The following is a 23,671-nucleotide window of genomic DNA, read 5'->3' as shown; positions in this document are numbered from 1 at the left end:
TAATTTCGAAGCTGTCTTCGAATCTCCGAGAATGGAAGCAAAAATGCTGATCATGCGGCATTTCATCCTGAATGCGAACATGAGAGACCTTTAATCTCGGGCGTGTCCTCCACACCTGAGCACGGTTGTTCCACCGCTTTTCAACAGAGTTATCCACAGGTGGATAGTTCGTGCACGACGCTTAGCGGTCGGACCACCCGACAGGTACCCCCAGAAGGGAGGTCGAGTCCGGCGTGGTCGTGTGCGCGACGCCGATCGCGGCGATCGCATCGACGCCGTCGCCGGCCTCGGCGACGAGGTTCGCCCAGACCCGGGTGTCCTCGGGTTTGCGGGTGACGTCGACGGCGATCCAGACCTGGTCGGGGACCACGTCGTGCAGGATGCCGGCGTAGCGCGACGCGTCGGCCGGCGCCTCGCCGACGCCGATCGCGACGATGGTCGACCCGTTGCGCCGGACGCCGTCCGCCCGCGCCTGCAGGGCCTCCCGGCGGCCGCCGACGTGACGCGAGCCGGTGCGCCCGACGGTGCCGGCCACGGCGACCTCGATCACGGGGGTGGCGAGCGCCATCGCCCGCGCGACGGTCAGCGCGTCCTCGCGGAGGCCGAAGACGAAGACCAGATCGCCGGGGTTCGTCGCGAGCCGCGGCGCCGGACGGGTCGGCTCCTCGAAGCGCTCGGGCTGCCGGGCGGGGGAGGGGACGGGAACCGGGTCGATGACGATGGTCGTCGGCTCCACCGGGACGGGGAGGTACCGGTCCGGGACGAGCGCCTCGGGATCGGTCTCGGCGATGATCTCCTCCATCACCTGTTCGAACTGCGAGGGGGCGAACTGGGAGGCACCGCTCGCGTGCTGAAAGCGGACCTCCTGCTCATCGGCATCGGCCAGCAGGCCGGCGATAACGTCGGAGGGTGCGAGCTCGTGGAGGTCCTTCTTCGGACGCCACGCGTTATGAGGCCAGAGTCGGGGTGACAATTCGAATTACTCCGATCGTTTCGATGGGCGCGGGGGAGGTGGTGGCCTCGTTGTAGGACAGGACGGGGAGGGCGGGCGCCTGCGCGGCGATGAGCCGGCGCACCGCCGGACGCAGTTGCGGCGCGCAGACCAGCACGGCGCCCTCGTGCTCGGCGGCCGCGGAGCGGACCTCCGTCAGGACCTGCTCGAGCACCGGGGGATCGAGCACGAGCTGGGAGCCGTACTCGGTCTGGCGCTGGCCCTCCAGCATCGCCTGCTCCAGCATCGGCTCGAGGGTGATCACGTGGAGGGTGCCGTCGTCCACGTACGGGTTGGAGAGCGCGGCGCCGAGCGCCAGCCTGGCCGCCTCGACCAGTCCCTCCGGTTCGAGCGACACCTTCGCGCGGAGCGTGAGCGCCTCGTAGATGCGAGCGAGGTCGTTGATGGGCACCCGCTCGGCGAGGAGTCCCTGCAGCACGCGCTGCACCTCCGCGAGGCTGAGCAGCGCGGGGACGAGCTCCTCGACCGCGGACGGGTTCACCCGCTTCACGCCCTCGGTCAGCACGCGCACGTCCTCGCGGGACAGCAGCCGCGCGGCGTTGGCCGTGACCGCCGACGAGAGGTGGGTGACGACGACGGAGACCCGGTCGATGACCGTGGCGCCGGACAGCTCGGCCGTGTAGCGCAGCTCGGCGGCGATCCACTTGGCGGGGAGGCCGAACACCGGCTCGATCGTGTCCACGCCGGCGAGCGCGCTGAGGTCGTCGCCGAGCGCGAGCACCTTGCCGCGCGGCGCCTGGCCGCGGCCGACCTCCACGCCGGCCACGGTGATGGCGTAGGTGGAGGAGGGCAGCTCGCCGTTGTCGCGCGTCCGCACAGGCGGGACGACGATGCCGAGCTCGATCGCCAGCTTGCGCCGCAGCGCGCGCACCCGGCCGAGCAGGTCGTCCGAGCCGCCGGAGACGATGTCGATCAGGTCCGTGGCGAGCTGGATCTCCAGCGGGTGCACGCGCATGTGCTCCAGGAGGTCGTCGGTGGTGTCGCTCGCACCCGTGGTCTTCTCCGCGACCGCCTTTTCGCGTTCCGCCGCCGCCGCCTTCGCCGCGCGCGCCTTGATCCGCTGAGCCGCCCAGATCAGGATGCCGCCGACCGCGAGGAACGGGATCATCGGCATGCCGGGGATGAGCGAGAGGGCGATCGCGGCCGCGGCGGAGATCGCCAACGCGACCCGCGACTGGGCGAGCTGCTTGCCGGCCGTCGACCCCATGTCGGAGTCGGCGCCGGACCGCGTGACGATCATGCCGGTGGAGACCGCCATGAGGAGCGCGGGGATCTGCGCGGTGAGGCCGTCGCCGATGGTGAGCAGGGTGTACTTGTTCAGCGCGTCGGTGATCTGCATGCCGTTCTGCAGCATCCCGATCCCGATGCCGCCGATGACGTTGATCACGATGATGAGGATGCCGGCGATCGCGTCACCCTTGACGAACTTGGAGGCGCCGTCCATCGCGCCGTAGAAGTCCGACTCGGCGGCGACCTCGGCCCGGCGCTCCCTGGCCTGGGTGTTGGTGATCAGTCCGGCGTTGAGGTCCGCGTCGATCGCCATCTGCTTGCCGGGCATCGCGTCGAGCGTGAACCGCGCGCCGACCTCCGCCACGCGCTCGGCGCCCTTCGTGATGACCACGAACTGGATGACCACGAGGATGAGGAACACGACGGCGCCGATGATGATGTTGCCGCCGACCGCGACGTTGCCGAACGTCTCGATGACCTGGCCGGCGTAGCCCTGGCCGAGCACGAGGCGGGTGGAGGCGACGTTGAGCCCCAGCCGGAACAGCGTCGCGATCAGCAGCAGCGACGGGAAGACCGAGAAGTCGAGCGGCTTGCGGGCGAACATCGTCGTCAGCAGCACGACGAGGGCGAAGGCGATGTTGACCACGATGAGCGTGTCGAGCAGCCAGGCGGGGATCGAGACGACCAGCAGGAGCACGATGCCGACGACGCCGATCGGCACGGCGAGGAGCGACAGGTTCTTGTTCTTCACGAGTTGACCAGCCTCCTGGTGTCGATCGGAGTCCGCGCCCGCTGCGCGGCGGGCAGGGTGTGGATGTCGGTGAGCGATCCGCCGCGCCGCTTGAGGGCCATGACGAACGCGAGCACGTGGGCGACCGGGGTGAAGAACTCGGCCGGGATCTCCTGGCCGAGGTCGCAGGCGGCGTGCAGCGCCCGGGCCAGGGGCACGTCGGAGACCATCGGGACGCCCTTCGCCAGGGCCTCCTCGCGGATGCGGGCCGCGATCAGGTCCGCGCCCTTGGCGACCACTTTGGGCGCCGAAGCGCCCGGCTCGTACTTCAGCGCGACGGCGACGTGGGTCGGGTTGACCAGCACGACGCTCGCGTCGGCGACGGCGGCGATCATGCGGTTGCGGCTCATCGCGAGCTGCCTGCTGCGCCGCTGCGCCCGGATCATGGGATCGCCCTCTGCGCTCTTGTGCTCGTCCTTGACCTCGCGCTTGGTCATCCGGCTCGCCGTGCGGTTGCGGCGCAGCACCACGACCAGGTCGATGGCCGCGAAGAGCAGGCCGCCGCCGATCGCGAGCTGGAGGAGCGAGCCCATCGAGCTCTGCGCGGCGGCCACGAGTCCGGGCACGGAGAGCGCGCCGGTCTGGAGCACGAGCGGGATCAGCCCCTGCACGACCACGTACAGCCCGATCCCGACCAAAGCGGCCTTCCCGAGGGTCTTGGCCAGCTCCCACGCGCTGCGCGCGCCGAACATGTTGCGGACGCCCTTGAGCAGATCGAACTGCTCGAAGTGCGCCCGCAGCTTCTTGATGTGGATGCCGCCCTGCGCCGCCGTCGCTGCGATGATCGTCAGGGCGACGACGACGAGCAGCGGCCACACCGTGCCGGCGACTGACAGCAGTCCCGTGCCCAGGGCGGCGAGCGCGCCCGCGGGCGTCGGATCGCGGATGATGTCGCGGAACCCGAAGATCTGCGACTCGGCCGCCTGCTGCGCGCTGCCGATGATCATCGGGATGAGCGCCACCGCGACGCCGATGGAGAGCCAGGCGGGGAGGTCGCGGGCCTTCTGCAGCCGGCCCTTCGACCGCACCGACTTGAGGTGCTTCTCGGTGGCCTGCTCGGTACGCTCCTGAGCGGACATCAGGGACCCCCGATCGCGTGCACGGCCTGCCCGGCGAGCGCCTGGACGATCAGCGGGAGGGCGACGATGCCGATCGCGCACAGGACCACGGCGAGGAGGATGAGCGCCGGGGGCCCGAGCGAGTACGCGTTGAGCGCCGGCGCCACCCGGGAGAGCAGGCCCAGCGCGGCATTCGCGACGAAGAGCACCGCCATGATCGGGCCGGCGATCTGCAGCGCGGCGAGCAGCATCTGGGTGACGGACCCGCTCAGCGTCTGCGTCACCGACCGCCAGTCGACGGACATCGTCAGCGGGACCGCCGTGAAGGAGCGCACCAGGCCGCCGAGCACGAGCTGGTACCCGTCGCTGACGAACAGCAGCGCCAGCGCCGTCATCTGGAACAGCCGGGAGAACTGGGCCGCGTTGATGTCCGCGGCCGGGTCGTACTGCTGCGCGGCCTGGAGCCCGCTGGAGAAGTCGAGCAGCGAGCCGGCGGACTCCACGGCGGAGAACACGAGGTAGACGAGGAAGCCGAGCACGGCGCCCGTCGCCGCCTCGCCGACGAAGTCGAGCAGGAACTGACCGGTCGAGCCGGGGGAGTAGAGCTGGGCCGCTTGCGGCGCGACGACGAGCCCGAGCAGGACGGCGAGCATTCCTTTGATCTGCAGCGGGAAGGCCTGGTACGAGAACGGCGGCGCGATCAGCACGAACAGCAGGATGCGCACCGAGACCAGCGCTGTGGCCTCGATCGCGCTCAGGTCGACGGGGATGTTCATCGTCAGCCTCCCAGCAGCGTCGGGATCTGCTGGAACAGGTACTGCGTGAAGGTCACCAGCTGCTCGATCATCCAGTTGCCGCACACGATCAGCGCGATGGAGACGCCGATCGCCTTCGGCACGAACGAGAGGGTGACCTCCTGGATCTGCGTGATCGACTGGATGAGCGACACGGCGAAGCCGATGGCGAGGGCGGTCAGCACCATCGGCGCGGCGAGCTGGGCCATGAGCAACAGGGCCTGCGTGGCGATCTTGAGGACGGCGGCGGAGTTCACGGTCAGCCCCCTACTTGTAGCTCGCGACGAGGGACTGGATGATCAGGCCCCAGCCGTCCACGAGGACGAAGAGCAGGATCTTGAACGGCAGCGACACCATCACCGGCGGGAGCATCATCATGCCGAGCGACATCAGGCCCGCGGAGACCACGAGGTCGATGACGAGGAACGGCACGTAGATCACGAAGCCGATGATGAAGGCCGCCCGCAGCTCCGAGATGACGAACGCCGGCACCAGGGTGGTCAGCGGGACCGCGTGCAGGTTCGCCGGATTGGCGCGGCCTGCGGCGCGCGTCATCAGGGCGATGTCCTCCTGCCGGGTGTGGGCGCCCAGAAAGGCTTTCAGCGGCGCCTCGGCGGCCTGGAGCGCGCCCCCGAAGTCGAGGTGTCCGGCGAGATAGGGCTGCACGGCGTGCACGTTGATGTCGGTGAGGGTCGGAGCCATGATGAACAGGCTCAGGAACAGCGCGAGCCCGGCCAGCACCTGGTTCGGCGGCACCGACTGGAGGCCGAGCGCATTGCGAGCCATCGAGAGCACCACGAACACCTTGGTGAACGACGAGACCATGACGAGCAGGCCCGGCGCCACCGAGATGAGGGTGACCCCGAGCAGGGTGACGATGGTGTCGGCGGGCGTGCCGTTGATGCCGTTGATCGCGATGGTCGCGCCGCCGGAGCCGCCGGTGGGACCGGACGGCCCGGCCGGCGGCGTGGGCGACGGCGTCGGGACGGCGTGCGCACTGCCCGCGGTGAGCAGCACGATGCCGATCACCGCGGCGAGCACCAGCAGCGCGAGGACGATCGGGCGCGCGTAGCTGCGGCGCGTGCCCGCGAGCGCTGCGGTGCTCACCGCGGAGTTCGGAGGGACTGGGCCGCCCTCCGCCAGGTGTCGGGGGAGGTGATCGCCTGCGCGAAGGTGGGTGTCGGCTCGGGCGTGCTGGCCGGCTCGACCCCGGGGGTCGGCTCGACCCGCTCCGCCTGCTCCAGCTCCAGCTCCGCCAGGGCGTCCGCGAACGTGTCCAGCTCGCGCGACTTCAGCACCACGACCGAGCTGTCCGTCACGCCGAGCACGAAGTGGGTGCCGTCGGCCTCCACGATCACGACCCGCGACTTGCCGCCAAGCGACTGCCGTCCGATGACCGTGATCGGCCGCTTGCTCCTCTTCCGGCTCCACTTCGCGCTCCGGCGCTGAACGAACCAGATCAGTCCGATGATGAGCGCGAGGGAGACGGCGACGCGGAGCGCGGTGAAGAGGGTGTCCACGGGTCAGACCAGGGCGTCGGCGGTGTCGAGGATCTGGGTGACGCGCACGGCGTAGTCCTGGTCGACGACGACGATCTCGCCGTGGGCGATCAGGCGGCCGTTGAGCAGGATGTCGGCGGGCGAGCCGGCGGAGCGGTCCAGCTCGATCACGGTGCCCGGCTCGACGGCGAGCACGTCGCGGACCGACATGCGGGTGCGGCCGATCTCGACCGTGAGCGCCATCTCGACGTTGGAGATGCGGCCGAGCCGTCCGGCGACGTCGGACGTGGCCGCGGACGACGCGCGCACGGCCTCGCCGCGGATGGCGAACCAGGCGACCTCCTGGCCCGACCGGTCGGTGACGGTGAAGCGGTGCGCCGCGGCGTCGGCGAAGAGGTGCGCGGCGTCCTCGATCCGGGAGTCGCCGAGCACGCCGGAGCCGAGCTGCTCGGCGGCCGTCGCGAGAGCCGGCTGGAGCACGTCGGCCAGGCCGACCCCGAGCTGCCCGCCCGTCTCCGACAGGACGACCTCCGGGTCGCGGACGGCGAGCGCGAGCTCCGCCGACGGCGAGCCGATGAAGGTGGCGACGACGGCGGTCGCGGCGGTCGCCGGAACCTCGGTCGCCGCCGGGTCGGCCGAGACGGTCAATTCGCCTATTCCCAGCGGGGCATGCGTCAGTGTCTGCGCGGCGGCGGAATATGCGTTCTGCGGCATCGGTGTTCTCTCCATCAGTGGTTGTCCTCAGCGGTGGTGACGACGACAGCGAGCCGCGACCCCGCGGCGCCGATCGCGGCGGTGCCGACCGGCTCGCCACCCGCGGCGACCTGGATCGGCCGGCTGACCGGGTGGGGCAGGCGGATGACATCGCCCACCGCCATGCCGAGCACGGAGGCCGGGGTGACGTTCGCGGAGGCGAGCCGTGCGCTCACCTCGACCGGCACCTGGGCCAGCTGCGCGTGCAGCAGCTGCTTGGCGTTGTCGACCTCGACGGTCGGGTTCGTCTCGACCAGCCGCTCCAGCAGGATGCGGGCGGGGAGGGCGATGGTCGCCTCCGCGACGTCCTCCCCGACGCGCGCGGCGAAGCGCGCCACGATCATCAGCTCGCTGGTGGGGGCCGCCTGCGCGAACTGCGAGTTGTACTGGATGGCGTCGATCCGCACCGAGTTCGTGAACAGCGGGCCGAGCGAGTACTGCAGGTCTTCGAGCGCGTCGTTCATCAGGCCGACGACCAGCGCGTGCTCGATCGGGGTGAACGTACGGTCGAGCAGGGGGAGCGGGCGGTTGCCGCCCAGCATCGCGTTCACCCAGCGCAGCGCGGCTCCGGTGGGCAGCTGGATGACGCCGCGCGAGTCCACGTCGCTGATCGAGCACAGCACCATCGCGGTGCTCGACGGCAGCGCAGCCGCATACTCGTCGTAGGTGTGCATGGTGACCTGCTCGCAGGTCACCTGCGACAGCACGCGGACCTTCGCGGTCAGCTGCGTCCCCCACTGTCGCGCGAACGTCGCGAAGGCCAGCTCCAGCACGCGCGAGTGCTCGCGGGCCAGGGTGGTCGGCCGGCGGAAGTCGTACGGCCGCACCTCCCGCTCGGCCGGCTGCGTCAGCGTCTGGCTCATCCGCCTGCTCCCTTCGCGACGATCCCCGGGATGAGGTCGCGCACCTCCTGCGGCTTCGACGACCGGACGACGATGTCGACGCGACGGTCCTGGGCGAGTTGCGCCGCGTCCGACCCGCTGGCCGTCGCCGTGGCGGAGCCGTCGCTGACCGCGTAGATGCGGGTCGCCTGGATGCCGGAGACATCGGTGAGCCGGCGCAGCACCGAGATGGCGCGCGCGGCGGCGAGGTCCCAGTTGGTGGCGTAGGGCGGACCGGATGGCCGGGTGTCGGCGTGCCCTTCGACCGAGATCGTGTACGAGGTCGGGTACAGCACCGGCCCGACATTGTCGATGATCCGCACCGCGAGCGGGGTGAGCGTCGCGAGGTTGGAGTCGAAGAACGCGTTCCCGCCGATCAGCCCGATCGTCAGGCCGCGGGCGTCGATCGTGTACGACACCGACCCCTGCAGGCCCTGGGAGGTCAGGCGGGCGTTGATCGCCGCCTCGATCGCACGCAGGTCCTCGACCTCCAGCTTGGCCGCTTCCAGGGGCGACAGCGGGGGAGCGGTGGAGGCCGACGACGGCGCAGGCGTGGGATCGGCGTCCTTCGCCGAGACGATCACGCCTTTGGCCGTGTCGACCTTCTGGCTCACCACCTGGCCGAAGCCGGTCTGCAGCGAGTTCTTCAGCTCGTTGAACTTGTGCGCGTCGATCGAGGACATCGAGAAAAGGACGATGAACGTGCACATCAGCACGGTGACCATGTCCATGTAGGAGGCCATCCAGCGCTCGTCGTTCGCGTGTCCTTCGCCGTGCTCCGCGGCCGGCCTGCGACGTCCGCGGCTCACGGCCCGACCGCGGGCGCCGCCTCGGAGACCGGGGCGGACGCGTCGTTCTTGCCCTTAGCGCGCTTCAGCTTGGGGCTGTAGGGGACCATCGCGGTCAGACGCTCGGAGAGCGCGCGCGAGGAGGTGCCGGACTGGATGGCGAGCACGCCCTCCACGACGATCTGTCGGCGCTCGGCCTCGAGCTCGGCGAGCCGGCGCATGCGCGTGCCGAGCGGCAGCCAGATGAAGTTGGCCGAGAGGAGGCCCCAGAGCGTGGCTACGAACGCGCTGGCGATCATCGGGCCGAGCTTGTCCGGCGTGGAGAGGTTGCCGAGCACGTGGGTGAGCGAGACGACGGTCCCGACGATGCCGATCGTCGGCGCGTAGCCGCCGAGCGCCGCGAAGAACGAGGAGGAGACGCGGGTGGCCTTCGACCACGTCGCGATCTGGTCCTCCAGCAGGATGCGCAGGTCCTCGGAGTCGGCGCCGTCGGCCACGCCCTGCAGGGCGCTCGACAGGAACGGGTCCTTGACTTCCTCCGCCGACGACTCCAGCGAGAGCAGCCCGCGCTGGCGGGCGACGTCGGCCAGGTCGAGCAGGGTGGCGACCGTGCCGGCGAAGTCGGGCTTCTTGCCCTTGATCGCCCCGGGGACGGCCTTGAACGAGTCGATCGCGTCCTTCAGCGTCGCGCCGGCGATTCCGACCGAGACGGTGGCGCCGAGCACGAACACGACGGGCCCGATGAGGAGCAGCGCCGCGGGGCTCTCGCCCTCGATCAGCACCATCGTCAACAGCGAGCCGAAGGCCGCGACGATCCCGATGATCATTGCCAGATCCATGCTCAGCTCCCTTCGCCCGTGTCGGCCGGCCGTCCCAGCCGGTATGCGCGATCGAGCACCTCCGCGCGGAACGCGGCGATCCGGTCGATGACCTCGGCCATCGTCTCCGTCACCACGTAGCGCACGCCGTCGACCATCGTCAGAGTGGTGTCGGGGTCGGCGTTGATCCGTTCGATCAGGTCCGGGTTCACGGCGAACGGCACGTGGTTCAGCCTGGTCACCGTGATCATGAAGACTCCGCAGAAAGGGGAAGGGATCGGTCGCCTCCCTGACGGAGGTGCTCGCCTTCCCCTATCGGCAGCCGGGGCGGATCCGTTAGCTCAGGATCACTGCGTCTTCAGTTGCAGGAGCTCCTGCAGCACGTCGTCGGAGGTCGTGATCACCCGGGCGGAGGCCTGGAACGCGCGCTGCGCCACGATGAGGTTGGTGAACTCCCGCGCCAGGTCGACGTTGGAGCCCTCGATCGCGCCGCTGGTCATCGTGCCGAGGCTGCCGCTTCCCGCCTGGCCGACCTGGGGGAGCCCGGAGTTCGGGGTGGCGATGAAGTTGGAGTTGCCGGCCTTCTGAAGCCCGCCCGGGTTGGTGAAGTTGGCGAGGGCGACGCGGCCGACGGCCTGCTTCTCGCCGTTGGAGAACGCGCCCATGATCGTGCCGTCGTTCTCGATCGAGAACGACTGCAGCGATCCGGCGGCGGTCCCGTTCTGGGAGGCGAAGTTGACGCCGCCCGAGCCCGCGAAGCCGGTGATCTTCGACACGTCGACGGTGACGCCGCCGACCGTGAGGCTCTGGGCGGGCGTCATCGCGCCGTTCGTGAACGTGACCGTGCCGGTGGCGGTGTTGCCCGCCGCGTCGGCGCCGGAGACGTCCCAGCCGCCTGTGGCGTTGCGGGTGAAGGTCATGGTCAGGTTGCTCTGCGCGCCGTTCGCGTCGTAGACGGTCACCTGGCTGTTGACGGTGGCGCCGACGGCCGCGTCGTCGGCCAGGTTGCCGGTCATCGCGGCGTTCGAGGTCGCGCGGGCCGCAGACAGGCCGGTCGTCGACAGGGTGATGTTGGAGACCGGGGCGGACGAGTTGACGACGCCGTTGGTCGCGGACCAGCCCTGCACGATCGCGCCGTCCGGGCTGACCAGGTTGCCGGAGGCGTCCGTGGTGAACGCGCCGGAGCGCGTGTACTGGGTCTGGCCGCCGTTGTTGACGATGAAGAAGCCGTCGCCGTTGATCATCAGGTTGGTGCCGACGCCGGTGGTCTGCGCGGCGCCTTCGGTGAAGTTGGTCGCGGTCGCCGCGACCCGCACGCCGAGGCCGACCTGGGCCGGCGAGGTGCCGCCCTGGTTGCCCTGCGGCCCGGAAGCCGTGCCGATCATCTGGGAGAGGGTGTCCTCGAACTCGACGGACGAGGACTTGTAGCCGGTGGTGTTGACGTTCGCGATGTTGTTGCCGACCACGTCGAGCATGGTCTGCTGCGCCTGGAGGCCCGAGACGCCGGAGTCGAGAGAACGGAGCATGGGAGTGTGCCTTTCGGTGGTGGGGACTAGGAGGCCGGAGTCTGCTGGACGCCGAGGATTCCGGAGAGGGGGAAGGTGCCGCCGTTGACGGACACGGTGGGGGTCGCACCCGAGAACGAGACGCCCGTGACGACGCCCGTCTGGGACTTCCCGGCGGCGTCGTTGTAGATGACGGTCTTGCCGATCAGGTCGGCGGCCGCGGTCTGCATCTGCAGGTTGAGGGCGGTGTTGCTGCTGGAGCCGATCGCCGTCATCTGCTGCATCATCCCGAGCTGCGTCGTCTGCTGGACCATCGCGGCCGAGTCCATCGGCGAGCTGGGGTCCTGGTTCTTGAGCTGCGTCACCAGCAGCTGCATGAAGTCGTCAGCTGTCAGCGACTGGTGCGGAGCCCGGGTGGGCTGCGTCGACCAGAGCGAGGTCGTCGCGGTGGGGTCGGTGGCGGTGGTGGAGACGGGGTTGACCATGGCTGTGCTCTCCTTCGCGGTCAGACGACGATGTCGAGGGTTCGGGCGCCCGGGAGGACGCGGGCCGGTACGGGGATGTCGCGCAAGGCGGGTGCCTGCTCGTCGAGGCTGTCCGCCGTGGTCGCCGATCCGCGCTCGTCCGCGGAGGCCCACTGGGACCGGCCTCCGCCGTCGCTCTGGGCGCCTGGCGCGTTCTGGTCGGACACGGAGACCGACGCGTTCGCCGTCGTCGCGTTGAGGTCGCGGCGCAGGTCGGTGAGGATCTGGCGGATGGCCTCCCGGCCGTCGTCGCTCGGCGCGAACAGCTCGATGTGGACGCCCGTGTCGCTGACCCGCGCGTGCACGGTGACGGGGCCGAGGTCGTCGGGCGCGACCCGGACGACCACGACGTGGTCGCCGTCGGGCTGGCGCGCGAGCGTCATCACCGGCTGGGCGAGCTGCTGCTGCAGCGGGGGAGCCGGGGTCGGAGCGGTGGAGGCCGCGGGGGCCGCAGGGGCTGCGGCGGCGAGCGCTGTCGCGAAGGTCGGCGCTGCCGGAGCCTGCGCCGGCATGGGGGTCGCCGTGGAGACGGTCGCGGGCTCGGCGACCGGGGCCGACGGTCCGGACGGCGTCTTGGAGGTCGGGCGGGCGGGCGCGGTCACCAGGGGCGCCACGGGTGGCTGGGCGCCGGCGCTGACCGTCGCCGGCTCGATCGGCTGCGCGCTCGCATCACGAGCGGGGGTCGGAGCAGGAGCAGGAGGCGCGGAGGTCGCCGCCACCGCGTCGACAGCCGCGGACGAGGCCGGAGCCGCCGCCGGTGCCGCCGCCGACGTGTCAGCGGGGATCGGTGCGACGGGGAGCTGCGCGACGTTCATCGCCTGCTGGACCGCGAGCTGCCCGACGCCGAGTGCGTCGGCGATGGCGGGGGAGACGGCGTCATGGCGGAGCTCCGCGCCCGCCGCGCGCGGGGACGCGGGCTGCTTTCCGTGGGAGCCCGCATCCGGGGCCGTCGACGTCACAGCCTCCTGCACGGCCGGCGCGGCGGGCGTGGCGAGGCCGAGGAGAACGGCAGGAGCCGGAGCGGGCGTAACCGTCGGCGGTGTCGCGGCGCCGGTTTCGGCGGGAGTCTCCGCCGAACCCGCGTCGGCGGAGGGCGACGGGTGTGCGGGAGTGGTCGGATTCGACGTGCCCGGGTCGGCGGCCAGTGCGGACAGCAGCGCCGTTCCGAACGACATGCCGCCGGCGGACGCCGCATCCGAGGCGACCGGTGCGAGGAGCCCGGCGGCGCCCGCGGCGCCTGCGGCGCCGAATCCCGAGACCGCCGCGCTCACGAGTTCACCCCCGAGCTCTGACCGAGCAGCGCCGCCAGCGCGCTGCCGCCGCCGGAGCCGAGGAGCCCCGAGAGCGCCGACCCTCCGCTCGAACCGAGCAGGCCGAGGACCGACGATCCACCGTTCGACCCGAGCAGCGACGCGAGCGACGACGCGGAGCCGCCGGAGCCGAGCAGCGACGCGAGCGCCGCGGCCGACGACGCGGACATGGTCGCCGATGTGGCCGCCGTGGCGGTCGGCACGATCCGGCGGATGGTCACCACGTTCGACGGCGAGATCCAGTTGTCCATCTCTTCGACCGAGCCGCCCGGCTTGGGCGCCTGGATGATCTTCCCGTTGCCCGCGTAGATGACGATGTGCTCGCCGCCGTTGCAGACGATGAGGTCGCCCGGCTGCGCGTCGGCGAGCGACGGCACGGCCTGGCCGATGGTCGACTGGCCGGAGACCAGTCGCGGCAGCGAGATCCCCATATCGCCGTAGACGCGCTGCACGAGCCCGGAGCAGTCGAGGCCCGCGCTGGTCGTGCCGCCGAAGACGTAGGGGACGCCGAGGTACTTGCGGGCGTCGGCCACGATGTCCGCGCCGGTGGTCCCGTTCGACGCCTGTTGCCCGGCCGCCGGCGTGACCTGGGCGCCGGTCGTCCCGGTCGCCGCGGCCAGGCTCGTCGCGAAGGCGGACGCGGCGGCGCTGGTCGTCTGCGCGGTCTGCGCCGGCTGCCCGCCGGCGAGCTGCACCATCTGGGACTCGATCTGCTGGATGCGCCCCACGGCCTCCGTGATGCTCATACCGCGTCCTTCCTGCTCTCGCGCCAACCCTGGATGGCCACCTCGTCGAGGGCGGACTGCTCCTCGCGCAGCTCGCGGGCGATCTCGGAATCGGTGTGCCGCCGCCGGAGCTTCTCCAGCGAGACGGCGGACGCGCGCGCGGCGCCGTGCGCCGACCGGGCCTCCCCGGCCTCCCTGGCCGCGAGTTCGTGCAGGGCCGACAGCTCGCCGAGCAGCACCTGGGCGCTCGCCCGTGCGGCGACCACGGCCGAGAGGGTGGCGGCGTCCACGGCCTCCGACCGGACCCCGGCCAGCGACGCGCGCGTCCGGGATCCCCGGGCGCGGACGGCGTCCACCGCCCGGTTCGCCTCGGCGAGCTCCGCCGCGGCGCGCTGCTCCTCGAGGTCGCGCACGCGCAGGAGCCCCGCCAGTCCGAATCGCTTCATGCGGCCGCTCCGAACGCCCGGGTCAGCTCGCGGAGCGAATCCCACGCCCCGTCCGCCGTGGACTGCTGATCCATGCCCTGCTGGAGGAAGCCGTCGATCGCCGCCTCGAACTGCACCGCGGCGTCGACCCGGGCGTTCGCACCCGGCTTGTACGCGCCGACGTCGAGCAGGTCCTGGGCGCTCCGGCGTGCGGAGAGCACCGCGCGCAGCGCCGTCGCGTCGGCCAGCCGGTCCCGGGGAGTGATCTTCGAGGCGAGCCGGGAGATCGAGCCCAGCACGTCGATGGAGGGGAAGTGGCCGGTGATCGCGAGCGCGCGGTCGAGGACGACGTGGCCGTCGAGGATCGAACGCGCCGCGTCCGCGATGGGCTCGTTGTGGTCGTCGCCGTCGACCAGGACCGTGTAGAGCCCGGTGATCGATCCGGTGGCCGCCGCTCCGGCGCGCTCCAAGAGCGAGGCCAGCGTGGAGAACGTCGACGGCGGGTAGCCGCGCGTGGCCGGGGGCTCTCCGGCCGAGAGGCCGATCTCGCGCTGCGCCATGGCGACGCGGGTCAGCGAGTCCATCATCAGCACGACGTGCTGGCCGCGGTCGCGGTGCCACTCCGCGATCCGGGTCGCGACGAGGGAGGCCCGCAGCCGCATCAGAGCGGGCTCGTCCGAGGTGGAGACGACGACGATCGATCGGGCCAGACCGTCGGGGCCGAGGTCGTCCTCGATGAACTCGCGCACCTCGCGGCCGCGCTCGCCGATCAGGGCGATCACCGACACCTCGGCGTCGGTCCCGCGGGCGATCATCGACAGCAGCGACGACTTTCCCACGCCCGAGCCGGCGAAGAGGCCGAGCCGCTGCCCGCGGCCGGTGGACACCAGGGTGTCGAGGGCGCGCACGCCGAGCTGCAGGGGCGACGTGATCCTGGCGCGCTCCAGCGGACCGGGCGCGGTCTTGGCCAGGGCGACGTGCTGCAGCGGAGGAAGGGGTCCCTTGCCGTCGATCGGACGGCCGAGTCCGTCGATGACCCGGCCGAGCAGGGCGTCGCCGACGGGGACGGCCGGAGCGGCCGGCGCGGTGCGCACGGGCGTGCCGATGGGGTGCGCCGCCGTTCCGGACAGCACCATGCAGGTGAGCAGGCCCGGGCGCACGGCGACGACCTGGGCCGCGGTGTCCGCTCCCGGCTCGCCGATCGCGACGAGGTCGCCGACCGCGCCCTCCAGTCCGGCCACCTCGATGCCGAGGCCGACGACGGAGGAGACGCGACCGATCCGCTCCGGCGCTGCCGCGCGGACCGCCGGCGCCAGCCGCTCGCCTCCCGGCGCGTACCCGGTCATGCGCGGTCTCCCGTCAGGACGGTGCGCGCCCGTTCGAGGCCCGCGTCGATCCGGGCGTCCAGCCAGCCGTCGCGCAGGACGGCGACAGCGTCGCCCGGCGCGATGGAGGGGTCGGCCACGATCTCCGGGAGGGCGCCGACCTCCTGCGCGACGGCAGCGGCGTCGTCCGGATGCATCCGCACCGAGACCAGCTCTCCGGCCGGAGTCGCGGCGATGACCCGGCGCAACGTGTCGGCCGCTTCGACGTGGCCCTCGGCGACCTCGCGCTGGAGGATGGCCTCGGCGAGCGCGAGCGCCGCCTCCACCAGGGCGTCGTCGGCGGTGGCGACGACGGGGACGGCGAGAGCGCGCACGCCCTCGGCGGCCGCGGCGAGCGCCGCCAGGGCGCGCCGGGTCGCCGCAGCGGACTCCGCCTCCGCCGCCTGCCAGTGCTGGAGCCGGACGCGCTCGGCCTCCGCGAACTCGGCTTCGGCGCGCCGCAGGCCCTCGCTGTACCCGGCCGCGAACCCGCGGGCCCGCGCGCTCGACGCGCCGCCGGCTCCGGCCGCGACGGCCGTGCCGGTCGACCCGAGCTCGGGGTACCGCACCGGGGCGAACGCACTATTCGACATATTCGTCCTCGTCCGAGCGGTGCACCGTGATCGTGCCCTCCGCTTCGAGGTCGCGGATGGCGCGCACGATCTCGGCCCTGGCCTCCTCGACCCGGGAGAGCCGGATCGAGCCGAGCACCGACGACTCCTCGTCGAGCACCTCGAGGTTGCGCTCCGAGAGGTTGGCGCGGATGACGTCCCTGGTCGCCTCGGGGGAGCCCTTCATGGCGATCGCCAGCATGGAGACGTCGATGCCGCGCAGCACCTGCTGCACGTCGCGCGGCTCCAGCTTCACGATGTCCGCGAACGTCAGCATCCGCGAGCGCACCTCGGCGGCCAGGTCGGGATCGCGCTGGTCCAGTTCGTCGAGGAGCGCGCGCTCGTTGGCGACGCTCGACCGGTTGATGATGTCCACCAGGGGCTGCACGCCGCCGATGGCGTCCTGCTGGTCCTTGGTCTTGACGACCGAACCGGCGCGGCTGCGCAGCGTGTCGGCGACGGTGCGCGCCACCTCCGGGCTCACGCTCCCCATGGTCGCGATGCAGTGCGCCACGTCGGTGCGGATCTCCGGCTTGAGCGCCGCGAGCACCCGCGATGCCTGGTCGGCGCGCAGATGGGCGAGCACGGTCGCCATGGTCTGCGACAGCTCGCCGTCGAGCAGGAGTGCGACCTGCGCGGGGTCGGCGGTGTCCAGGAACTCGAAGGCGCGCCCGGCGAGGGAGGACGCCACGCGGGACATCACGCCGGCGGCGCGCTCGGTGCCGAAGGACGCCTCCAGCAGGCCGATGGCCGCGCTGCGGCCGCCGCTGACACGCGCCTGCTGCCGCACGGCGAGCTCGTGGAACTCCACGAGCGCCGCTTCGGCCTGCTGGCGGTCCACGCGCTTGAGCGCGACGATCTCCGCGGCGATCTCCTCGGACTCCGCCTCGCTGAACTGCTGCATGACGCGCGCCGCCGCCGCCTGATCCAGGTTCATCAGGATCAGGGCGGCCTTCTGCGCACCCGTCAGCGGCGCCGTCTTGGTGTCGGTCACGGCGTCGGCTCCTTCTCACCCATCAGGCTGAGCAGGAAGTCCGCGGCACGACGCGGGTCGTCCACGGCGAGCTGCTCGATCTCGGCCCTGCGCTGCTCCGACTCGACGGCGGCCGGCGTCGGCGGAGGGGTGGTCAGCGGCACGGTCGGCGCGGCGACCTGCGTGAAGGCGAGGGTCGGCGCGGCCAGCTCCTCGTAACGGTCGCCACCGTCGACCTCCGCGTTCCTGCGGCGGCGGCGGAAGACGATGAGCGCGACGATCATCGCGACCACGATGCCCGCGGCGATCAGGCCGGTGCGGATCCACGAGTCCAGCTGCGCCTGCTGCGTCTGCGCCTGGGCCTGCGCGAGCGCCTGCTTCGCGGCCTGCGCGTTCGCCTGCGAGAAGTTGACCAGTTGCACGCCCACCGCGTCGCCGCGCGAGGTGTCGACGCCGGAGGCGTTGGCCACCATCTGCTGGAGCTGGCTCGAGCTCACCCCGGCCTTGGTCGCCGCCGCGCTGTCGACCGCGACGGAGACCGTCTGCCGCTGGACACCGCCCGCCGGGATCTGCTGCGTGACGCTGGTCTTGTCCAGCGCGTTGTCGCTCGTGGTGTTCTCCGAGCTGTAGCTGCCGTTGCCTCCGCTGTTCGCCGCGGTGTTCGAGACCCCGTTCGTCGTGGAGCTGGTGCCGAGCACGCCGGACTGGGCCGCAGCTCCGGTGCCGGTGTAGGTCTCTTTCTGCGACGACGAGCTCGTCTGCGGCGCGCCGGTCGGGATGCTGTAGCTGTCGGTCGTCTTCGTGGAGGTCGAGTTGTCCATCAGCGCGCTCACGACGACGGTCGAGTTGCCCGAGCCGAGCACCTTGTCGAGCATCGACTGCACGCTGGCCTGCACGGCGCTGTCGTAGGCCTTCGCCTGGTCGCCGGTCGAGCCTGCGGTGGCTCCTCCCATGGCCGAGAGCACGTTGCCCGCGGCGTCGATGACGGAGACGTCGGTGGGCTTCATGCCCACGGTCGAGGACGAGACGAGGTGCACGATCGCCTGCACCTGCGCCGGCGTCAGGGTGGTGCCGGCGCTCTCGTCGACGAAGACGCTCGCCGTCGGGTCCTGCGCCTGGTCGGTGAACACCGTCGGCTGCGGGATCGCCAGCTTGACCGAGGCGGTCTTGACGCCCTGCATCGCGTCGATCGTGCTGGCGAGCTCGCCCTCCATCGCGCGCTTGTACGTGACGTCCTGCTGGAACTCGGAGGTCGTGACGCCCATGTTGTCGAGCAGGGAGTAGCCCTGGTTGCTGCTGGTCGGGAGGTTGGCCGCCGCCGCCTTCAGGCGCTCCTGGTAGACCTGCGCCTGCGGCACGAGGATGGTCGCCCCGCCGTCCGTCAACTGGTACGGCACGTTGTCGGTGTGCAGCTGCGTGGTGATGGCCGAGGCGTCGGAGGCCGAGATCCCGCTGAACAGCGGGACGTACTGCGGCTGGGTCAGCCAGACCGACAGGCCGGTCACGCCGAGCGTGAGCACGAGGAGCGCGAGGACCGAGACGGTCTTCTGCGCGAAGCTGAAGCCGGCGATCGTCGCGCCGACGCGCTTGAGGATCGCCTGGAGCCGGGCCGGCACCTACCCGCCCATCCGCATGATCGTGTTGAACGCGTCGACGGCCTGGTTGCGCAGCGTCGCCATGAGCTGCACCGTCGTCTGCACGCGGGCCGCGGCGACGGTCGCGTCCTGGATGTCGTTCAGGTTGCCGGTGACCGCCTTGACGTTCGCCGCGTCGGACGTGCTCTGCAGCTGCTGGAGGTTGTTCACCGCGCCCGTCAGCGCGGCGCCGAAGCCGCCTGCGCCGGATCCCGACGAGGCGGGAGCGACGGCGGGAGTCGGCTGCTGGACGTTTCCGAGCGAGAGTGCTCCGATGGCCGGGATGCTCATCACTTGGCTCCGATCTGGAGGGCCGACTGGTACATGTCCTTGGCGGCGTTCACCGCGTTCGAGTTCGCCTGGTACGCGCGCTGCGCCTCGATCAGGTCGGTCATCTGGCTGGCCATGTCGATGGTGGTCTTCTTGACGTAGCCCTGCGAGTCCGCGTTCGGGTCGCCGGGGGAGTAGACGAGCTGTCCCGCGGACGATCCGTAGACCACGCCGCCGATCGAGACGCCGTTCATGCCGGGGTTCGCCTGCGCCTGCACGAAGCGCTCCTGGAAGGCGGGGTTGGTGGGGGAGGTGGTGTCGTTGATGTTCGCGAGGTTGTCGCTGATCGAGTCCAGCCACGTCTGGTTGAGGGTCATGCCCGTGCCGGAGATGCCGATGGCGTCGTAGCTCATGGTCAGTTCACCGTCGCAGCGGCGCGGAGCTCACTGAACTGCTGGGACATCGCCTGCGAGGCCGCCTGGAACTTCAGGCCGTTGGTGACCTCGGCGAGGGTCTCCTGCTCGAGCGAGACGTTGTTGCCGTTCAGCCGGGTCGGGTCCATGCTCGTCGTCGCCGCGATGGCGGAGGCGGGCAGCTGGCCGCTGTGGGCCGCCACCGACTTCTCCAGGGCGGACGCGAAGTCGACGACTTGGGCGTGGTAGCCGGGCGTATTGATGTTCGCGATGTTGTTCGAGATCGCGGTCTGCGCCGCGGCATAGCCGTCGAGGGCGGAGTGCATCGCGTTCATCGTCACGGAATCGAGCAAGGCTCACCTCATGAATCGTGGTATTCCCAGGAGGAGGCCGATCCGTGGCCCGCGGCGAGCGATCCGTGCTCGTAGTGGCCTATCGGCAGGATCGGCGGGGCCGTTAGCGTCCTAGCCGATCAGATCGAGGTAGACCGGAGGTTCTGCGTCCGTGCGCGGCGTCTGGACGGTGCCGAGCGACTCCAGCTCGGCGCGGATCCGCTCCTGCTGATCGCGCAGCCCGTCGATCGCGCGCTGCTGCGCGGCCTGCACCTCGCGCGCACGCTCGGCGAGCGCCGCCGGCAGTGCGGGGAGGGGCGCGTCCGGGCGCCATGGCTCGAGGGCCTCCGGCCCCGCCGCCTGCGCCGCGCGCGCCTCGAGTGCGTCGAGCGCCTCCGCCCACCCGCCGTCGTCAGGCAATCGCCACGACCTCGCTGTTGTCGTCCGCGGCGTCGACCTCCCACGAGGTCCCCGCCGACAGGGAGTCCGCGGCCTGGTGCCAGGCCTGGCGGAGCGGTTCCAGCAGCGCCACGGCCTCGATGACCAGCGTGACATCCCGGGTCACCCGGCAGTGGATCAGCGCGTTCGACACGTAGATGTACAGGCCGAGAAGGCTCTCGGCCGCGTTCCAGACGTCCAGGCGCAGCGAGCCCGCCAGCGCGCTGAGGATGTCGACCGCGTGGGTGAGCCGGTAGTCGGCGACAGCGAGGTCGCCGGCGTCGAGCGCGTCCTTCGCCGTGTTCAGGTCGAGCAGCAGCCGGTCGTACAGCATGGTGAGCAGGCGCGACGGCGACGCGGAGAGGATGGCGTTGTCGCGGTAGGTCTGTGCCGCTGTAGGCATGTCGATCCTCGAGCTTTCTGGGGAGAGTCCGGCGTCAGTTGTTCGACGACGGGTTCATCGCGTTGATCTGCTGGGTCAAGTAGTTCTGCTCGTTCTGGAGCTGGCCCAGCGTCGTGACGAGGGCCGTGTACTGCGCCGTCAGCAGCTTGCGCTTGGCCGCGAGCATCGTCGTCCAGTTGCTCACCGAAGACTGGTCGTTGGAGATCTGGGTCTGCTGCGACGAGATGGACGCGGTCACCGTGCCGGTCACCGGGTCGGAGGCCGTGGCGCTGGCCGCCTGCACGCGCGAGGCGATGGTCTGCACGGCGGCGATGGTGCCGGACGGGTCGCTCGCGAGCGCGGCCTGGAACTTCGCGCTGTCGAACTTGATCGAGCCGTCGGACTGGATCGCGATCCCGTACGTGGCGGGCGAGATCGTCCCGCCGGGGCCGACCGGGGCGGAGACCGCCGACTGCAGGCCCCGGTAGACCTCCTGGATCAGGAGGCTGCCCGTGAACGTGCCGGTGGTCGTCGTGCTCGACCCGTCGGTGTTCTGGGTCGTGGAGACAGCCGACTGCTGCGAGATGTAGGAGAGCAGGGTGTTCACGCCCGAGATCAGGGAGGACGCGGTCGAGGCGATGCTCGTGCTGTCCATCTTCGAGGTCAACGTCACCGGGGTGGTGGTCGGCTTCGTGACGGTCACGGCGACGCCCTGGACGAGATCCGCGAAGGTGTCGGTGGCCGAGGAGACGGTCTGCGCTGCCGCCGTGCCCGGCCAGAGGGTGACCTGCGCGTCCTGCGCGGCGGTGACGGTGGCCGCTCCGGGCTGGGTGAGGAGGTTCGTGGCGGTGCCCGCCGTGTAGGCGGCGCTGGTCCCGGCGTAGACCTGGAACGCCGCGGCGGCGCCGGTCTGCGTGGAGGTGAGCTGAAGCCGGTACTGCGGGTTGCCCGAGGCGTCTGTGCCCGAGGCCACCTGCGCGGCGGTGACGCCGACCCCGGCGGCGTTGATCGCGGCGACCACGTCCGAGATGCTGGAGGACGCGGCCGTGATGCCATGCGCCGTGCCGGTCGAGTCCACGATCGTGATGGCGCCGCCCGCGTCGGGCCACGTCGTCATGGCGCCGGTGACGGACACCTGCGCCTGCGCGATCTGGTCGACCTGCAGCGAGAAGGACGTCGGCGACGCCGAAGTGGTCGCCGACGCGGTGACCGACGAGTCGCTGCTCGAGACGGTGAGCAGGTTGAGGCCGTTCGTGGCCGCGGCCCCCGCTGCGCTGGTCTGGAGCGCCTGAAGGGTCGCGTTCAGATTCTGGAAGGCCGACAGGGCGGTCTGCTCCGTCTTGACCTTCGCCTGGAGCTGGGTCTGCGGGATGGCCTCCGCGGTCATCAGCGCGTTGACGATGGCCGTCGGGTCGAGGTTGTTGACCAGGTTCGAGACCGAGACCTGACCATTGCTGCCCACGGTGAGGGAGGGCAGCGAGATCGTTCCTACTGAGCTCATCCGAATCCTCCGATCCGTGTTCAGGTTGCAGGGGAGCGGGCGGCGACTGAACCCGAATCAGTCGCCGCCCGCCTGAGGGCGTCAGCCCTGGAGCAGCTTGAGGATGAGCTGGCTCTGCTGGTTGGCCTGCGAGAGCATCGCGGTGCCGGCCTGCATGAGCACGTTCTCCTTGCTGTACTTCGCCATCTCGGACGCCATGTCGGTGTCCGCGATCTGCGAGTTGGCGGCGGTCAGGTTCTGCGAGTTGACCGCGATGTTCTGCGCGGTCGCCGTCAGCACGTTCTGGGTCGCGCCGAGGGTCGCCTGCGCGGTCGACACGGTCTGGATCGCGCCCTGGATGGCGGTGATCGACGCCTGAGCGTTGGCCGCGGTGTCGAACTTGAGCGTCGCCGGGTCGAGTGCGCCGCCGGTCTTCGTCAGCGCGGTCACGCTGGCGGTGCCGAGGTCGAGGGTGACGCTGTCCGTCGCGTTGGCGCCGGTCTGGAAGTTCAGCGCCTTGGCGCCGGTGGCCGAGCCGTCGAGCAGGTTGACCCCGTTGAAGTTCGTGGACGTGCCGATCGAGGTGAGCTGGGCGGTGAGCGCGGTGACCTGCGTCTGGATGTCCGTGCGCGACGCGGTGTTGTTCGTGTCGTTCGCGGCCTGGACGGCGAGGCTGTTGAGCGTCTGCAGGATGTTGGACACCTGGGACAGCGCGCCGGAGGCGGTCTGGATCAGGTTGATGCCGCTGGCGGTGTTCTGCGCGGCCTGGTTGAGGCCGCCGATCTGCGCCTGCAGGCCCTGCGAGATCGCGAGGCCGGCCGGGTTGTCGGCAGCGGTGTTGAGCTGCGAGCCCGACGACAGCTTGTTCATGCTGCTCTGCAGAGCGGCCTGGTTGAGGTTGAGCGAGTTCGTGACCGAGAGAGCGCTCAGGTTGGTGTTGATGGTCATAGCCATGATGTTCGATCCTCCGTGAGAGTGTGCTGAGCCGGTCCATCCGTGGGCCGACGAATGGACCTATCGGCAGGTCGGCCGCCGATGTAAGCACGCGGTCGAAAGAACTTCGGTGTCCCCCGAAATGCTTACAAGCGCCCCGTTCCTGCCGATAGCGGAAGGTACGGCAGACAACGTGTGTGCCCTTTGCTATGGATGGCTGATGGGAGCGTGAGAGCGCGGTGGGCGCCAACGAACTGTCGAACGAGCTCTGGCGTCAGAGAGAGCTCCTGGAGCTGCTGCTCTACAAATTCGAGGTCGAGCAGTTGCTTCTCGCCTCCGGCAAGGCCCGCTGGGTGCCGCACGCCACCCGCGAGGCGGAGGTCGTGATCGAGCGACTGCGGACCGCCACCCTCTCGATGAGCGTCGCGGCGTCCGCGCTCGCGATCGAGTGGAGCCTGCCCGCCGACACCCGGCTGCGCGAGCTCGCGGCCGGCGCTCCCGAGGGTGCCTGGCAGGGCATCTTCGCGGCCCACCTGGAGGCCCTCGTGACCCTGACCCGGGAGATCCGGACCGTGCGCGCAGGCAACGACCGCCTGCTGCGCAACGCGCTCCGCGCCGCCCAGGACACCTTCGACGCCGTCTCGGACGGCGCGTCGGTCTACACCTCCGACGGGACCACGGACCTGCCTTCGGCACGTGCCCGCCTCGTCGACGCGACCCTGTAGGAGA

29 protein-coding genes are annotated in these 23,671 nt (G+C 71.0%); 1 reads left to right on the top strand and 28 read right to left on the bottom strand.

The features are described from left to right. Positions 1 to 181 precede the first annotated feature (181 nt). The 28 genes from F1C12_RS15005 to F1C12_RS14870 all read right to left on the bottom strand — a co-directional run bounded on the left by F1C12_RS15005 (position 182) and on the right by F1C12_RS14870 (position 22,963). On the bottom strand, positions 182 to 973 hold the full coding sequence (locus F1C12_RS15005) for a hypothetical protein (protein ID WP_185275715.1): 792 nt from the start codon (positions 971 to 973) through the stop codon (positions 182 to 184). Then, a complete protein-coding gene (locus F1C12_RS15000; RefSeq protein WP_185275714.1) occupies positions 948 to 2,993 on the bottom strand; it encodes a flagellar biosynthesis protein FlhA in 2,046 nt (681 codons plus the stop codon). Before F1C12_RS15000 ends, F1C12_RS15005 begins: the two co-directional genes overlap by 26 nt. Continuing rightward, complete coding sequence (locus F1C12_RS14995; protein ID WP_308457988.1) at positions 2,990 to 4,111, bottom strand: EscU/YscU/HrcU family type III secretion system export apparatus switch protein; 1,122 nt, start codon at positions 4,109 to 4,111, stop codon at positions 2,990 to 2,992. Before F1C12_RS14995 ends, F1C12_RS15000 begins: the two co-directional genes overlap by 4 nt. After that, complete coding sequence (locus F1C12_RS14990; RefSeq protein ID WP_185275713.1) at positions 4,111 to 4,866, bottom strand: flagellar biosynthetic protein FliR; 756 nt, start codon at positions 4,864 to 4,866, stop codon at positions 4,111 to 4,113. Before F1C12_RS14990 ends, F1C12_RS14995 begins: the two co-directional genes overlap by 1 nt. 2 nt (positions 4,867 to 4,868) lie before the next feature. Next, positions 4,869 to 5,141: a flagellar biosynthetic protein FliQ gene (locus F1C12_RS14985; RefSeq protein WP_185275712.1), complete on the bottom strand. Its 273-nt coding sequence runs from the start codon at positions 5,139 to 5,141 to the stop codon at positions 4,869 to 4,871. Between the two features lie 10 nt (positions 5,142 to 5,151). Continuing rightward, on the bottom strand, positions 5,152 to 5,991 hold the full coding sequence (gene fliP / locus F1C12_RS14980; protein WP_185275711.1) for a flagellar type III secretion system pore protein FliP: 840 nt from the start codon (positions 5,989 to 5,991) through the stop codon (positions 5,152 to 5,154). Then, positions 5,988 to 6,404 (bottom strand): flagellar biosynthetic protein FliO, encoded by a 417-nt coding sequence (fliO, locus tag F1C12_RS14975; protein ID WP_185275710.1) that lies wholly within the window; start codon positions 6,402 to 6,404, stop codon positions 5,988 to 5,990. Before fliO ends, fliP begins: the two co-directional genes overlap by 4 nt. A 3-nt stretch (positions 6,405 to 6,407) precedes the next feature. Beyond that, complete coding sequence (fliN, locus tag F1C12_RS14970; RefSeq protein WP_258045923.1) at positions 6,408 to 7,031, bottom strand: flagellar motor switch protein FliN; 624 nt, start codon at positions 7,029 to 7,031, stop codon at positions 6,408 to 6,410. Positions 7,032 to 7,111: 80 nt separating this feature from the next. Then, entirely contained in the window at positions 7,112 to 7,999 is an 888-nt protein-coding gene (locus F1C12_RS14965; protein WP_185275708.1) for a flagellar motor switch protein FliM, read from the bottom strand. Then, positions 7,996 to 8,826, bottom strand: a complete 831-nt coding sequence (locus F1C12_RS14960) for an OmpA/MotB family protein (RefSeq protein WP_258045922.1) — start codon at positions 8,824 to 8,826, stop codon at positions 7,996 to 7,998. Before F1C12_RS14960 ends, F1C12_RS14965 begins: the two co-directional genes overlap by 4 nt. Continuing rightward, positions 8,823 to 9,644, bottom strand: a complete 822-nt coding sequence (locus F1C12_RS14955; RefSeq protein ID WP_185275707.1) for a motility protein A — start codon at positions 9,642 to 9,644, stop codon at positions 8,823 to 8,825. The genes F1C12_RS14960 and F1C12_RS14955 overlap by 4 nt, the downstream gene beginning before the upstream one ends. A gap of 2 nt (positions 9,645 to 9,646) precedes the next feature. After that, a complete protein-coding gene (locus F1C12_RS14950; protein WP_185275706.1) occupies positions 9,647 to 9,874 on the bottom strand; it encodes a flagellar FlbD family protein in 228 nt (75 codons plus the stop codon). Between the two features lie 96 nt (positions 9,875 to 9,970). Then, positions 9,971 to 11,149 carry a flagellar hook protein FlgE gene (locus tag F1C12_RS14945; RefSeq protein WP_185275705.1) on the bottom strand — a complete coding sequence of 393 codons (1,179 nt, stop codon included), beginning with the start codon at positions 11,147 to 11,149 and terminating at the stop codon, positions 9,971 to 9,973. A gap of 26 nt (positions 11,150 to 11,175) precedes the next feature. Then, a complete protein-coding gene (locus F1C12_RS14940) occupies positions 11,176 to 11,613 on the bottom strand; it encodes a flagellar hook assembly protein FlgD (protein ID WP_185275704.1) in 438 nt (145 codons plus the stop codon). Between the two features lie 20 nt (positions 11,614 to 11,633). Beyond that, on the bottom strand, positions 11,634 to 12,923 hold the full coding sequence (locus F1C12_RS14935) for a flagellar hook-length control protein FliK (protein WP_185275703.1): 1,290 nt from the start codon (positions 12,921 to 12,923) through the stop codon (positions 11,634 to 11,636). Further along, positions 12,920 to 13,708, bottom strand: a complete 789-nt coding sequence (locus F1C12_RS14930; protein WP_185275702.1) for a C40 family peptidase — start codon at positions 13,706 to 13,708, stop codon at positions 12,920 to 12,922. Before F1C12_RS14930 ends, F1C12_RS14935 begins: the two co-directional genes overlap by 4 nt. Beyond that, positions 13,705 to 14,133, bottom strand: a complete 429-nt coding sequence (locus tag F1C12_RS14925; RefSeq protein WP_185275701.1) for a flagellar FliJ family protein — start codon at positions 14,131 to 14,133, stop codon at positions 13,705 to 13,707. The genes F1C12_RS14930 and F1C12_RS14925 overlap by 4 nt, the downstream gene beginning before the upstream one ends. Further along, the gene (locus tag F1C12_RS14920; protein ID WP_185275700.1) at positions 14,130 to 15,458 is read right to left on the bottom strand and encodes a FliI/YscN family ATPase; all 1,329 of its coding nucleotides are present in this window, start codon (positions 15,456 to 15,458) and stop codon (positions 14,130 to 14,132) included. Before F1C12_RS14920 ends, F1C12_RS14925 begins: the two co-directional genes overlap by 4 nt. After that, positions 15,455 to 16,069 (bottom strand): FliH/SctL family protein, encoded by a 615-nt coding sequence (locus F1C12_RS14915; protein WP_185275699.1) that lies wholly within the window; start codon positions 16,067 to 16,069, stop codon positions 15,455 to 15,457. The genes F1C12_RS14920 and F1C12_RS14915 overlap by 4 nt, the downstream gene beginning before the upstream one ends. Continuing rightward, positions 16,059 to 17,024: a flagellar motor switch protein FliG gene (gene fliG / locus F1C12_RS14910; RefSeq protein ID WP_185278985.1), complete on the bottom strand. Its 966-nt coding sequence runs from the start codon at positions 17,022 to 17,024 to the stop codon at positions 16,059 to 16,061. Before fliG ends, F1C12_RS14915 begins: the two co-directional genes overlap by 11 nt. Before the next feature lie 53 nt (positions 17,025 to 17,077). After that, entirely contained in the window at positions 17,078 to 18,676 is a 1,599-nt protein-coding gene (gene fliF / locus F1C12_RS14905; protein WP_185275698.1) for a flagellar basal-body MS-ring/collar protein FliF, read from the bottom strand. Next, positions 18,677 to 18,985 (bottom strand): flagellar hook-basal body complex protein FliE, encoded by a 309-nt coding sequence (locus F1C12_RS14900; RefSeq protein WP_185275697.1) that lies wholly within the window; start codon positions 18,983 to 18,985, stop codon positions 18,677 to 18,679. Then, positions 18,985 to 19,377, bottom strand: coding sequence for a flagellar basal body rod protein FlgC (flgC, locus tag F1C12_RS14895; RefSeq protein WP_185275696.1), 393 nt, complete (start codon positions 19,375 to 19,377; stop codon positions 18,985 to 18,987). The genes F1C12_RS14900 and flgC overlap by 1 nt, the downstream gene beginning before the upstream one ends. Before the next feature lie 2 nt (positions 19,378 to 19,379). Next, positions 19,380 to 19,730 (bottom strand): flagellar basal body rod protein FlgB, encoded by a 351-nt coding sequence (gene flgB, locus F1C12_RS14890; protein ID WP_185275695.1) that lies wholly within the window; start codon positions 19,728 to 19,730, stop codon positions 19,380 to 19,382. A 111-nt stretch (positions 19,731 to 19,841) separates the two neighbouring features. Continuing rightward, on the bottom strand, positions 19,842 to 20,129 hold the full coding sequence (locus tag F1C12_RS14885) for a hypothetical protein (protein WP_185275694.1): 288 nt from the start codon (positions 20,127 to 20,129) through the stop codon (positions 19,842 to 19,844). Further along, positions 20,122 to 20,550, bottom strand: coding sequence for a flagellar export chaperone FliS (gene fliS, locus F1C12_RS14880; protein WP_185275693.1), 429 nt, complete (start codon positions 20,548 to 20,550; stop codon positions 20,122 to 20,124). Before fliS ends, F1C12_RS14885 begins: the two co-directional genes overlap by 8 nt. Before the next feature lie 34 nt (positions 20,551 to 20,584). Continuing rightward, positions 20,585 to 22,030: a flagellar filament capping protein FliD gene (gene fliD / locus F1C12_RS14875; RefSeq protein WP_185275692.1), complete on the bottom strand. Its 1,446-nt coding sequence runs from the start codon at positions 22,028 to 22,030 to the stop codon at positions 20,585 to 20,587. Positions 22,031 to 22,111: 81 nt separating this feature from the next. Beyond that, entirely contained in the window at positions 22,112 to 22,963 is an 852-nt protein-coding gene (locus F1C12_RS14870; RefSeq protein WP_185275691.1) for a flagellin N-terminal helical domain-containing protein, read from the bottom strand. A 218-nt stretch (positions 22,964 to 23,181) separates the two neighbouring features. On the opposite strand from F1C12_RS14870, the gene flgN reads away from it, so the two are divergent. Further along, positions 23,182 to 23,667, top strand: coding sequence for a flagellar export chaperone FlgN (flgN, locus tag F1C12_RS14865; RefSeq protein ID WP_185275690.1), 486 nt, complete (start codon positions 23,182 to 23,184; stop codon positions 23,665 to 23,667). Positions 23,668 to 23,671 lie beyond the last annotated feature (4 nt).

It is taken from the genome of Leifsonia shinshuensis (assembly GCF_014217625.1).
In the GTDB taxonomy this organism is placed as follows: Bacteria; Actinomycetota; Actinomycetes; order Actinomycetales; family Microbacteriaceae; genus Leifsonia; species Leifsonia shinshuensis_A.
The sequence above is the reverse complement of the archived record's forward strand: the minus strand, read 5'-3'. Positions and strand labels throughout refer to the sequence as shown.